At 41.9% G+C, this 12,236-nt stretch carries 11 protein-coding genes and 1 pseudogene; 8 read left to right on the forward strand and 4 right to left on the reverse strand.

Going from position 1 to position 12,236, the window contains the following annotated elements:
- Positions 1–9 precede the first annotated feature (9 nt).
- Complete coding sequence (locus N8A86_RS11495; protein ID WP_273565516.1) at positions 10–945, reverse strand: sugar phosphate isomerase/epimerase family protein; 936 nt, start codon at positions 943–945, stop codon at positions 10–12.
- Positions 946–1,216: 271 nt separating this feature from the next.
- Between N8A86_RS11495 and N8A86_RS11500 the strand changes: the two genes are divergently transcribed.
- From N8A86_RS11500 to N8A86_RS11515, 4 genes are all read left to right on the forward strand, one after another.
- Positions 1,217–1,990 (forward strand): SDR family NAD(P)-dependent oxidoreductase, encoded by a 774-nt coding sequence (locus N8A86_RS11500; RefSeq protein WP_273565517.1) that lies wholly within the window; start codon positions 1,217–1,219, stop codon positions 1,988–1,990.
- Positions 1,991–2,067: 77 nt separating this feature from the next.
- A complete protein-coding gene (locus N8A86_RS11505; RefSeq protein WP_273565518.1) occupies positions 2,068–2,922 on the forward strand; it encodes a fumarylacetoacetate hydrolase family protein in 855 nt (284 codons plus the stop codon).
- A gap of 98 nt (positions 2,923–3,020) precedes the next feature.
- Complete coding sequence (locus tag N8A86_RS11510) at positions 3,021–4,184, forward strand: alpha-hydroxy acid oxidase (protein WP_273565519.1); 1,164 nt, start codon at positions 3,021–3,023, stop codon at positions 4,182–4,184.
- Between the two features lie 77 nt (positions 4,185–4,261).
- Entirely contained in the window at positions 4,262–5,851 is a 1,590-nt protein-coding gene (locus tag N8A86_RS11515) for a S41 family peptidase (protein WP_273565520.1), read from the forward strand.
- A 19-nt stretch (positions 5,852–5,870) separates the two neighbouring features.
- On the opposite strand, the gene N8A86_RS11520 is transcribed toward N8A86_RS11515, so the two are convergent.
- Genes N8A86_RS11520 through N8A86_RS11530 form a run of 3 tightly spaced genes read right to left on the reverse strand, consistent with a single transcriptional unit; the run spans position 5,871 to position 7,827 of the window.
- Entirely contained in the window at positions 5,871–6,365 is a 495-nt protein-coding gene (locus N8A86_RS11520; RefSeq protein WP_273565521.1) for a phosphotransferase, read from the reverse strand.
- 11 nt (positions 6,366–6,376) lie between these two features.
- On the reverse strand, positions 6,377–6,940 hold the full coding sequence (locus N8A86_RS11525; RefSeq protein WP_273565522.1) for an aminoglycoside phosphotransferase/kinase family protein: 564 nt from the start codon (positions 6,938–6,940) through the stop codon (positions 6,377–6,379).
- A gap of 2 nt (positions 6,941–6,942) precedes the next feature.
- Positions 6,943–7,827, reverse strand: coding sequence for a nucleotidyltransferase family protein (locus N8A86_RS11530; protein WP_273565523.1), 885 nt, complete (start codon positions 7,825–7,827; stop codon positions 6,943–6,945).
- Positions 7,828–8,052: 225 nt separating this feature from the next.
- On the opposite strand from N8A86_RS11530, the gene N8A86_RS11535 reads away from it, so the two are divergent.
- From N8A86_RS11535 to hemN, 4 genes and pseudogenes are all read left to right on the forward strand, one after another.
- A complete protein-coding gene (locus N8A86_RS11535) occupies positions 8,053–9,132 on the forward strand; it encodes an alpha/beta hydrolase family protein (RefSeq protein ID WP_273565524.1) in 1,080 nt (359 codons plus the stop codon).
- A 52-nt stretch (positions 9,133–9,184) separates the two neighbouring features.
- On the forward strand, positions 9,185–9,796 hold the full coding sequence (locus N8A86_RS11540; RefSeq protein ID WP_273565525.1) for a sulfatase-like hydrolase/transferase: 612 nt from the start codon (positions 9,185–9,187) through the stop codon (positions 9,794–9,796).
- Positions 9,793–10,788, forward strand: a complete 996-nt coding sequence (locus tag N8A86_RS11545) for a sulfatase-like hydrolase/transferase (RefSeq protein WP_273565526.1) — start codon at positions 9,793–9,795, stop codon at positions 10,786–10,788. The genes N8A86_RS11540 and N8A86_RS11545 overlap by 4 nt, the downstream gene beginning before the upstream one ends.
- 86 nt (positions 10,789–10,874) lie before the next feature.
- Positions 10,875–12,235, forward strand: a pseudogene (hemN, locus tag N8A86_RS11550) (oxygen-independent coproporphyrinogen III oxidase).
- The last annotated feature ends 1 nt before the right edge of the window (position 12,236 follow it).

The following is a 12,236-nucleotide window of genomic DNA, read 5'->3' on the forward strand; positions in this document are numbered from 1 at the left end:
TTGTATAAATTACCAACCGAAAGTCTTTTGAACAAACTCTCGGCTCATTTTCCAATCTTCTTTCAATTCGTTTTTTGGTTCAAAATCATTGGGAAAAGCCAATTCAATGGCTGCTTGTCCATTGAAATTTTGTGCTTTTAAGACCTCAGCTATGGGTTCGAAATCGGTGTCGCCTTGACCAAGATATTCCGACCAGGTGCCATCTTGATATTGATCGCGAATATGTAAATACACGATTTGTTTTCCGTAGGTGGTGATAAATTCAACGGGGTCGATTCCACCACGAATCAGCCAATTCAAGTCAGGGCCTAATTTAAAATCAGGAATACGTTTCAGCGTACCTTTTAGGTCATGCATGTCATTTTCCACTTCGTAGGTATGGTTGTGCAAGTTGGCCTCGAAACCATTTTCATTACAAATCGTCCTAATTTTTTTAAGGATATCGGCCTGGGCATCAAGCTCAGCTTCCGTCTTGAGTCCTTTTTTTCCTCCCACGGAAATACCGAAGGTTTTTCCGCCCACTTGGGCCAATCTTGGGACGACTATTTTAATGTCATCCATAATTTTTTGATGTTGGGAAGCGTCCCACATATTAAATCCAACACCATACGAAGATCCTGAAACGGGAAGGTTGTATTTTTTGATAAGTCCGTTTAAACGCTCCACGGAATCATCATGACGCAGTTGACCTTCCATGATTTCAACGCCTTTGATACCCGCGTAGCTAAGGTCTGAAAATACGGTATTCAGCACAGGAGTACAATCCCAGTTCGGTGGAAATTTACTGGCATATACCCAAAGGTGCGCATTTACAGGTATGTCGTTTGCGAGTTTACCGCAGGTAGATGATGACATCACCAAGCTAGGCGCAAGTAAAATACTACCAACGCCAAGACTTGATTTTTTTACAAAACTTCGGCGATTCAAAGAGATAGATGATTTCATAGAAGACGAAGGTATGTGTAGTTTCAATTACTTTTTGTGTACGCCATATGAAAGTACAAAAAAGTAAATATATAGAAACTAACTTGTACGTACAAGTTAAAGTATTTAAGTTTAGACTTGTAATCTTGCACCATTACGTTCACTACGTTGACAAACCATAAAATTTGGGATAAAGTCGGATAATTTTTAGGGTAGTTTTGATTATTTCTTTTTACATTTCGAAACGGACTCGAATTTAGAAATCCATTTTAAAACTTTTTAATCCATTTACATGAAGTTTAACTTGACAGGAAAAAGTGCCATTGTAACGGGTGGAGGCAGCGGTATCGGAAAAGCGATAGCACTGGCCCTGGCAGGACAGGGTGCCACTGTACATATTTTGGAATTGAAGAAAGAATCGGCAGACGAAACTACTTCCGAAATATTACAGCATGGAGGCAAGGCTACCTCATACAATTGTAATGTGGCCAATCAACAACAAGTAAAGGAAACAATTGCCGAGGTAGTCAAGAACAATACCTTGGATATACTCGTGAACAATGCGGGTATAGCGCATATCGGCAACGTCGAGAACACCCAGGAGACTGATTTTGACAACGTCTTCAATGTAAATGTAAAAGGAATCTACAATTGCATTCATGCTGCTATTCCCTTTATGAAGGCAAGCGGGGGAGTTATTATCAATATGGCCTCTGTTGGAGCTTCCGTAGGTCTTATAGACCGTTTCGCCTATTCGGCGTCAAAGGGCGCGGTCCTGACCATGACGTACTCGGTCGCCAAAGACTATATTGATTATGGTATTCGGTGCAATAGCATTTCCCCGGGAAGGGTACATACCCCTTTTGTAGATGGTTTTATCAAAAAAAATTATCCGGGCAAAGAAAAAGAGATGTTCGAAAAATTATCGAAAACCCAGCCTATCGGAAGAATGGGTACCCCTGAAGAAATCGGAAATTTGGCCCTATATTTATGTTCTGACGAAGCTTCGTTCATCACCGGCACGGATTTCCCCATCGACGGTGGATTTATTAAATTAAATACCTAAGAAAAAATATTAGATTCCCGCCGAAGCTTGTTCAGAGCGCAGTCGAAGTACGGGAATAAAGAATAAATCAATTATTTATGAAGTTAATACGATTTGGGAGTGCAGGAAATGAAAAACCCGGTCTTCAGCTGGAAGATGGTTCGAGAATCGATGTCTCTGGTTTTGGAGAAGATTATAGTGAAAGTTTTTTCGGAACCGATGGTATAGGTAGGTTAAGACATTGGCTCGAAACGAACCAAGGTAATTGTCCAAAAGTTACTGCCGCGGTACGTCTTGGTCCGCCGATGGCACGCCCTTCAAAACTTGTATGTGTCGGTCTGAATTATGCGCAGCACGCCAAAGAAGCAGGAATGAATATACCCAAAGAACCGGTTTTGTTCTTTAAGGCGACTTCGGCCATTGTTGGCCCCAATGATGATTTGATTATTCCAAAAGGAAGTGAAAAAACAGATTGGGAAGTGGAGCTGGCCATCGTGATAGGCAAAAAGGCCTCCTATGTTTCCGAGGCCAATGCTTTTGACCATGTCGCAGGCTATGTCTTGCATAACGATTATAGTGAACGGGCTTTTCAAATTGAAAAAGAGGGGCAATGGTGTAAGGGCAAAGGTTGCGATACGTTTGCTCCTATTGGCCCTTTCATAGCGACTACCGATGAAATTCCGGATCCGAATAGTCTCAATTTATGGCTGAAATTGAACGGAGAGACCGTACAGAATAGTTCGACCGATGATTTTATTTTTAACGTACAGGAAGTGGTCAGCTACATTAGCCAGTTTATGACCTTGCTGCCAGGGGATGTAATTTCAACAGGTACTCCTTTCGGGGTCGGGTTAGGTTTCGATCCCCCAAAATATTTAAAACCAGGCGATGTTGTGGAATTGGGTATCGAAGGACTGGGAAGTTCAAAACAGACCGCAAAGGCCTATCAATAAAGTTATGTCTCCAAAAAGTATCCACACTTTATTTTCTGAAACTTACTACTGACGTAAAGTTCGGAATTTGTGATTTGGTGTTTGGAATTTAAATTTCTATGGGAAGAATTACCAATATTCAGTTTGATTCAAAGTATCCGGCGATTGAGGATTTGCGAAGCAGGGCGCAACAAAAAATTCCTAAGTTCGCATTCGAATATTTGGACGGAGGCTGTAACGAAGATGTCAACCTTTATAAAAATACCTCTGAAATCCGGGAGGTGGAATTGTTACCGGAATATTTAAACGAACATACAGGTTCGAATATGCAGACCGAACTGTTCGGCCATACGTATGATGCGCCTTTCGGAATTGCCCCTGTCGGATTGCAAGGGTTGATGTGGCCCAATTCCCCAGAAATACTGGCGAAGGCCGCTTTTGAGCATAATATTCCTTTTGTATTGAGTACGGTTTCCACAAGCAGTATCGAACGGATTTCAGAATTGACCGAGGGCCTAGCTTGGTTCCAATTGTACCATCCTACTGAAAACAGGCTGCGAGATGACATTATCAAAAGGGCCGCTGCAGCTTCTTGTCCCGTTTTGGTCATTCTCTGTGATGTGCCCACTTTCGGTTTTCGCCCTAGGGATATTAGAAACGGGTTAGCGATGCCACCTAAGATGTCGATAAAAAATATTTTACAGATTTTAGGAAAACCGGAATGGGCCATGAAGACCCTCATTCATGGTCAGCCCAATTTCGAAACCTTGAAACCCTATATGCCCAAAAACCTCGATTTGAAACAATTGGGCAAGTTCATGGACCAGACTTTCTCGGGAAGGTTGAACGAAGAAAAAATAAAACCCATTCGAGATATGTGGAAGGGCAAACTAGTACTGAAAGGAGTCGCCAACGAAGTAGATGCAGAAAAAGCTATTCGCCTAGGCCTTGATGGAATCATAGTTTCAAACCATGGTGGCCGACAATTGGATGCAGGAGAATCGACCATAAAACCACTGACCCGAATTGCCAAAAAATACGGAGATCAAATAACGGTCATGATGGATAGCGGTATGCGCTCCGGTCCTGATATCGCCCGTACTCTGGCCAGCGGCGCAAAGTTTACCTTTATGGGCCGTTCGTTCATGTACGGAGTTTCGGCCTTAGGAAAAGAAGGAGGGAATCATACCATCTCATTGTTGAAGACACAATTGAAACAGGTCATGGACCAGATATGTTGTGAACAGATTGTAGATTTTCCGAAGCATTTGGTTTCGAAATGAATGTTGTTTGGCTATGACTTTGCATTGGCACGATTTTGGCTAAATTTCAAAAAGGACTTTTCTTTAAATTTGTGGCATTGAACAAAACCCTTTTCTATTTTCTTCTCGTTCTTTTAGTCGCTTCTTGTACAAGCGTAAAAAAGTATAATGCCCAAATTTCTTCGTTACATTCGGCTGAAGAACTTCATCACGATGTAGACAAGGTGCACGAACAACTGCAAAGATGGCATCCGAGGTTATATCAGTATGTTCCTAAGAAGGAGCTTGACAAAAAGTTCAATGCACTGAAGACAAGTATAAATGGCCCGATGGGTAGCAAGGAATTCCACGAAAGGCTAGTTTCGGTAATTAACGAAGTACGACAAGGTCATCTGAATATAAGACCCCCGACTTACAGGTTTACAAAAAAGCAACAAAAAGAACTACTAAAACGTCCGTTTGAATTTTATGATATCGATTTCGAACTGTTGGAAGACAAATTGTGGGTCAAGGACAACCAAGGCAATGACAGTCTTATCGTAGGGCACGAGGTCTTGGCTTTCGATAAAGATTTGGCAGCGAAGTTACTGGACAAGTATAAAAGATTATTTTCTTCCGACGGGTTCAACACCACCTATCAAAATCGTTTTGTAGCCCAGAACTTTTCCAATTTTTATTATGTTGATAAAGGGTTCAAAGATAGTCTTACCCTTCTCTTAAAAAAGAACGACTCCATCTATTTCAGAACATTACGAAGAATCGCGAAAGGCCAACCAGAGGTAAAAGACACCATGACCTTGCAGAAACCTGCTGTATTATCAAAAACAGAGAAAATTGCCATAAAACAAAAGGAAAAACATCTCAGAAAAACACGAAAGCGGGCCGGAAGAAAAAGGGGTTATGTACCACCTCGCAACTATTACCTACGAAATTTAGATTTTATAGGCAACGATAGTTCCGTGGCCTACCTCAAGATTCGAGGTTTCGGTCATGGCAACTACAATAAATTCTATAAAGAAGCCTTTGCTAAAATCGATTCCGCAGGTATTGAAAACTTGATTTTGGATTTACGTGACAATGGTGGCGGTAGTTTGGATGAAATCGAAAAACTCTATGGTTATCTTTCTACAACACCTTTTCGTTTTATGAACGATGCCGAGACCAAAACTAGGATTCCGATGACAAAAGCCATATTCTCGCAAAAAAGAATCGGTATTTTCAACGAAGCGCTACGTATTCTAGGAGGTCCGGGGATGATGGTCTACGATATGCTGAATATTCGTAAGAAAGATGGAAAATTATATCGCAAATTTTCAGGTTCGAAAATAAAATCACCAAGAAAGAACAATTTCAAAGGTAAAATCTATGTGTTGATCAATGGCTATTCTTTTTCTGCAGCTTCGATGTTGGCCACTAATTTACAGGCAAATAAAAGAGCTTTTTTTGTAGGGGAGGAAACAGGTGGAAGCTACAATGGCACCGTCGCTGGCCAGACCAAATATATAGAATTACCAAATTCAAGGGTACTCCTCTATTTCGGTCTGCTTCAGATTGAAACACCACATAAAACAGAACCCGATGGATATGGTGTAAAACCTGATGTAGAAATAATCCCGACACAGAAAGACCGGCTTCAGAAAAGAGATCCTGAATTAGAATGGGTGTTAGGAGATATTTATAAAAAGTAGCGGCAAGAAATCGATGTTGTTACATCCTATGTTTTAATTTTTCTAGAACCATTTTTTCCATATACACCTTTTCGTTCAACGCCTTTTTTGTGAAATCGAAAAGACTCAAACAACGGTCAAGATTTTGGTTTTCGTAAGCAACTTTGTAATAAATGTTGTCATTCAGGTAATCGGTCAAAGCACGCAAGCCATGAATAAAGGGCATAAAGCTTGCGCCGAGGGGCAAAGTTTCGATTTCCTGTTTTGAAAGAAAGGGCCCTACTGAACCCAAGCCATTCACAAAAGCTTCGAATAGTGACTTGTCAAAGGTGATTTTTTCGTGGTCTTTTGCATCTTCGGGCGCTGTATTGACGATTGTGCGAACGGCATCTCCGAAATCATAATAAAAATGACCTTTCATCAAGGTATCCAAATCGATGAGACAAAGCGCTTTGTTCTCTTTTCTTGAAAAAAGAATGTTGTTCAATTTGGTATCGTTATGGCAAACGCGAACCGGAAGCTCTTTTTTACTCAATTCAGAAAGGGTTACCAATACCTTTTGGGCAAACAGTATTGCCTTTTCGGCAATTTCTTTTTTTCCGCGTTAGCGGACTCAAGTGCCATTTCAAATTGTTCTTTTCGTACTGCAAGGTCATGAAACAGAGGTATGGTGTCCACAAAATCATCTACCTTGGCGTCTTGTAGAAGTATGTGGAATCTTGCGATTATCCTTCCGGCTTCAAAAGCGGTGTGTGGGTCTATCGTAGTATTGTAAGCCACACTATGGTCAATATAGGTCATCAACCTCCAATACCCTTTTTCATTTTCAAAAAAGGTCTTTGCTCCGGTTGTTTTGACCAATGTTATTTGGGTATAGCTAGGGTCTTTTAATTTTTCCAGGGCCGTATCGATATTCGACATGAGACCTTCCATATTTTTAAAAACGGTATGGTTGACACGTTGCAGAATATAGAGGGGCTTATCATCATCGAGGACCATAAAGGTGTCGTTGATGTATCCGTCGGTTAGCGGTTTGAAATGATAGTCTTTTGCCGAAATCGTAAAATTTCTTAGAATGGAGTTTAATATGGTGTTTGAATAACCTTCCATTTTTAACCCCATAGCGGCGAAACGTAGTCGTTTTCCCCAGTCTTTTGTTGAAGAAAATCAACAGCTTTTTCTCGGTCGCTGGCGTAAGTGACCCCGAACCATTCCCCATCAGAGGGTACTACTTTTACGGAAATATCTCCGGCCTGTAACATATCTTGGACAATTTTCGGAATGTATAGCTCTCCGCTCTTCGCTAGCTCGTCGTCCGCTAGGAATCTTCTAAAATCTTTTTCTATCTTATCGAAGATAGAGGGTTTACAGACCCAAAAGTTCATGCTGACCTGTTCGTTGCCCGAATATTGATTACCAGAATCACGGTCGATTACTTGACTGCCATCCTGCTCCAGTTTCAACCGCTCCTCCACCGATATCAACTGGTCGCCTTTTACTTCACACACCCCACGTGATACCGAACCATGTTCCGATAAAGTATCTTTTAAAGTATAGCCTACCAGAGCATACACGTTATCATCTCGGTGCTCATGCATGAAATTCGCCGCATTCTTGTAGGCGGATTTTCCATAAAAATCATCCGCATTGATAACTGCAAAGGGTCCGTTGATGACATGTCGTGCTGTCCAAACCGCATGGGCAGTACCCCAAGGTTTAGGTCGTTCGCCTGTATAGGTGACCCCGTCCGGCAAATCGGTAATTTCTTGTGCAAGCACATCGATTCTTACGTTTTCAGGAAGTTTTCCGGCCATTTGGTCTTCCACATGATGAATATATTCCTTTTTCGTAATGACCACGATATGGTCGAATCCGTTTTCCAGGGCATCGTACATGGCGAATTCCATCAAAAATTCACCGGCAGGGCCTAAATCATCGAATTGTTTTAGTTTTCCGTATCGACTACCGCTTCCGGCAGCCATTAAAAGTAAGGTCATGTGATATTAATTTTTGATGCAAAAATAGGTTTTTGGAGATGAAATCCTTTTTTAATACCGAGAACCTTTGACTTAAATTCGTCAAGATGACTATTTTTCTTGAAGTTTTTATATTTTCAGGGAATGATTCAGCGAGGCTTACGTATAATGACAGACAAAAAAATTCCAATACTTTTTAGTATCCTCATTTGTTTTGGGTTACATGCTCAAGCGGATAATTTGTGCATGGGTAATTATTGGACACCTGATGAGGCAAACCTTAAAATGAAAGAATTCGCCGAACAGTGGGATGACCTTGACTCATGGGCAAAGAGGAGGGATAAAATAAGAACGCTCCTCCAAAAGGGAATGCAATGGGACAAGATGCCAAAGATTTCTGGAAATTTCAATTCAATTATTCATAGTAAAAGGGAAATGGATGGGTATAGTGTGTCGAATATCGCAATAGAAGGCTTCCCTGGCTTCTATATTACGGGCAATCTGTACCGGCCTTTGAAAACTGACGGCAAACTTGCCGCTGTTTTAAGCCCACACGGCCATTTAGAAGACAAGCGCCTACTTGAGGATGTACAGACGCGGTCCGCGGTTTTGGCCAGAATGGGTGCGGTGGTCTTCGCTTATGATATGGTGGGGCGAGGTGAAAGTTCGCAGGTCGATCATGAAATACCGATTGCGTTGCTCTTGCAGACTTTTAGTAGTCAAAGAGTGTTGGAATATTTATTGTCACTGCCCGATGTCGACTCTGATAGGATTGGCATGACCGGTGGGTCCGGCGGGGCGACACAGACGTTTATGCTGGCAGCTATTGACCCAAGGATTAAAGTAATTGCCCCGGTTGTACAAATCTCGGCCCATTTTTTCGGGGGCTGTGTATGCGAGAGTGGTATGCCCGTGCATAAGGCCGAAGATTTTCAAACCAATAATGTTGAGATTGCCGCGAGTGCGGCCCCTAGACCCATATTGCTCATCTCTAACGGTGGGGACTGGACACGAAATACCCCGAACATTGAATATCCATATATAAAAAAGGTATATGCGCTGTACAATGCGGAGCATAAGGTCGAGAACGTACATCTGCCTTCGGAAAAACATGACTACAGATATTCTAAAAGGGCACCTATGTATAACTTTTTCGCCTATCATTTGGCGTTGGACCTTTCGGCAATTCCGTATGAAGACGGTTTTAAGGAAGACTTTGTGACCGTTCTGCCCAAAGAAGATTTAAAAGTTTTCAATGCGACCCATGCTTTGCCCGAAAACGCATTGAAAGGCGACGCGGCAGTTCTTGAATATTTAGATTTTTGATTGGAAAACTATTCCGAATCACAATGCGCTATCAATAAATACCTTTGAAATTATGAATTACAAGACTACTTTATTTTGGCTTTTTGTACTGATTAGTGGGTTTTCATTTACGCAAGAGCGACCCAATATCCTGGTCATCATGTTCGATGACGCGGGATTGGACATGAGTGCCTACGGAAGCACTTATGTCAAAACCCCTGCTTTTGATGCTATTGCCAAAGAAGGGATTCTTTTTAACAGGGCCTACACACCGAACGCAAAATGCGCACCTTCACGAGCTTCGATCATTACGGGAAGAAACTCGTGGCAGCTCGATGCCGCTGCCAATCATGTAATTTATTTTCCCGCCAAATTCAAGACGTATCAAGAAGTACTGCTTGAGAACGGATATACTACGGGCCATACCGGAAAAGGCTGGGCTCCGGGCATAACAGTAAGGGAAGACGGTAGCCAACGCCAAGTCATGGGCCCTGCCTACAACGAAAAAACTTTAAAACCGGCTACCTCTTTTATTGGTCCGAACGATTACAGTGCAAATTTTACCGATTTTTTGGATAAAGCTCCTGCTAACAAACCTTGGAGTTTTTGGGTGGGCACCATTGAACCCCACCGAGGGTATGAATACGGTTCGGGAAAAAACTGGCCGGTAAATCTGAGGAGATGATCACCGATTTCCCCCCGTATTGGCCGGATAACGAAACGACCCGAAACGATCTGCTTGACTATGCCTTTGAAATTGAAGATACCGATAAACATATTGGTAAAATTCTAGAGACCTTAAAAGAAAAGAATCTAATGGAAAATACCCTGATCGTTGTCACTTCCGATCATGGAATGCCCTTCCCCAGGGTCAAGGGAGACCAATATGAAAATGCCAACCATATTCCAATGGCAATACTTTGGAAGGGAAAAATGATGGTGCAAGGAAGAAAAGTTGACGATTATATAAGCTTTGTTGATATTGCCCCTACTTTTTTGGAAGCGGCAGGAGTTGATTGGCAGTCTTCTGGAATGCATCCAGCTGCCGGAAAAAGTTTACTGAACATTATAACTTCCGAGAAATCGGGCCAAATCGAAGCGGATCGAAATTTTGTTCTTGTGGGCAAAGAACGACACGATACGGGACGACCGGGTGATGTGGGCTATCCCATCCGAGGCATCCATAAAAATAATATGTTTTATATCAAGAATTATGAAATCGACCGTTGGCCATCGGGCAACCCTGAAACGGGCTATTTGAATACCGATGAGAGTCCGACCAAGACCGAGATTTTAAATCTTAGAAGAAATGGTGACAAGGAATTTTGGAAACTCAATTTTGGAAAAAGGGTAGAAGAAGAATTATACGATATCGAAAATGACCCTTTCTGTATGAAGAACTTGGCCGATGATATTGCTTATGCGATTATAAAGACAGAATTGAAAAAAGAAATGGAGGCAAGACTTTTAAAACAAGGTGATTTGCGAATGATCGGCTATGGGCATTTGTACGAGCAGGCCCCATTTCTTGCGGGCCGGGGTCGTAATCTCTATGAAGATTTTATGAATGGAAAAAATCCGAAAGCAGGCTGGGTCAAAGACACTGATTTCGAACCTTTCTTTTTGGATGGAAATGGAAATGAGCTGGGCAAGGTGCAGATGGGTGCAAAAGACTGATGTCAAAGGCAATACCATAGACCTGACATTTATCATGTTTTTTGCTAGACATAGCAAGTAAGTTTGTATGATACAAATTACATACTATGTGCAGCCTAGTGCAAAAATACAATATCCCCGGTCCACGTTACACGAGTTATCCTACTGTTCCGTATTGGAATATGGAGACCTTCTCAGGCAAAAAATGGAACCAAACATTAATTAGAAGTTTTGGCGAGAGCAACGCTGCCGAAGGCATAAGTTTATACATACATCTTCCTTTTTGTGAAAGTATGTGCACATTTTGCGGTTGTCATAAGCGCATTACCAAGAGGCACGATGTGGAATCTCCTTATATCGATACCGTTTTAAGGGAGTGGCACTTGTACAGAAATCTTTTTTCTGAAAAACCCATTATAAAAGAATTGCACCTTGGCGGCGGAACACCGACCTTTTTTTCTCCTGAAAACCTCAAAAGGCTCATCAATGATATTTTTAGACATGCCGATCGTGCAGAAGAATATGAGTTCAGCTTTGAGGGCCATCCCAATAACACCAGTCGCGAACATCTACAAGCCTTGTACGATGTTGGTTTTAGAAGGGTGAGTTACGGTGTGCAAGACTACAATGAGGGCGTGCAAAAAGCCATTCACAGGGTTCAGTCATTTGAGAGCGTACAGCATGTGACGGAGTGGGCCCGTGAAATCGGGTATACTTCCGTTGGACATGATATCATATTTGGATTACCACACCAAACCTTGGAGCATGTTAAAGAGACCATTCTGAAGACCAAGCAACTCATGCCCGATCGCTTGGCCTTTTATAGCTATGCACATGTGCCATGGCTAAAGGGAAACGGTCAACGAGGATATAAGGACACCGATTTGCCTACCGGGGAAGAAAAAGAAGTCAGTACGAAAATGGAAGGCAATTATTGGCGGAAGTAGGCTATCATGAAATCGGAATGGATCATTTTGCATTGTCGTCCGATAGTCTTTACAAATCAATGGAAAGCGGCGATTTGCACCGTAATTTTATGGGATATACCGCTTCAAAAACTCAACTGATGATCGGGCTGGGCGCTTCGAGTATCAGTGATAGCTGGTATAGTTTTGCCCAAAACGTTAAAAATATCGAAGAATACCAACATTTGGTTCATAACGGAATCATTCCCATATATAGGGGACATATTTTAACAGATGAAGACCAAATCATCAGAAAGCATATTTTAAATGTAATGTGCCGATTGGAGACCTCATGGCATGAGGAAGACATGGTTTTTTCATCCTTGGATACGGTGCTTGAAAAGCTGAATGAAATGGAGTTTGACGGATTGGTCGAAGTAGGACCGAACCGATTAAGGGTAACCGAAAAAGGAAGACCTTTCGTGCGCAATGTTTGTATGGCATTCGACGTTCTATTACATAGAAAAGCACCGGAAACACGTTTGTTTTCGATGACGGTTTAAT

Source organism: Maribacter halichondriae, from assembly GCF_027474825.1.
Taxonomy (GTDB): Bacteria; Bacteroidota; Bacteroidia; order Flavobacteriales; family Flavobacteriaceae; genus Meishania; species Meishania halichondriae.

Coding starts and splice junctions, on each gene's coding strand:
- N8A86_RS11495 (WP_273565516.1), bottom strand. CDS start 945: ATGAAATCATCTATCTCTTTGAATCGCCGAAGTTTTGTAAAAAAATCA.
- N8A86_RS11500 (WP_273565517.1), top strand. CDS start 1,217: ATGAAGTTTAACTTGACAGGAAAAAGTGCCATTGTAACGGGTGGAGGC.
- N8A86_RS11505 (WP_273565518.1), top strand. CDS start 2,068: ATGAAGTTAATACGATTTGGGAGTGCAGGAAATGAAAAACCCGGTCTT.
- N8A86_RS11510 (WP_273565519.1), top strand. CDS start 3,021: ATGGGAAGAATTACCAATATTCAGTTTGATTCAAAGTATCCGGCGATT.
- N8A86_RS11525 (WP_273565522.1), bottom strand. CDS start 6,940: ATGGAAGGTTATTCAAACACCATATTAAACTCCATTCTAAGAAATTTT.
- N8A86_RS11530 (WP_273565523.1), bottom strand. CDS start 7,827: ATGACCTTACTTTTAATGGCTGCCGGAAGCGGTAGTCGATACGGAAAA.
- N8A86_RS11535 (WP_273565524.1), top strand. CDS start 8,053: ATGGGTAATTATTGGACACCTGATGAGGCAAACCTTAAAATGAAAGAA.
- N8A86_RS11540 (WP_273565525.1), top strand. CDS start 9,185: ATGAATTACAAGACTACTTTATTTTGGCTTTTTGTACTGATTAGTGGG.
- N8A86_RS11545 (WP_273565526.1), top strand. CDS start 9,793: ATGATCACCGATTTCCCCCCGTATTGGCCGGATAACGAAACGACCCGA.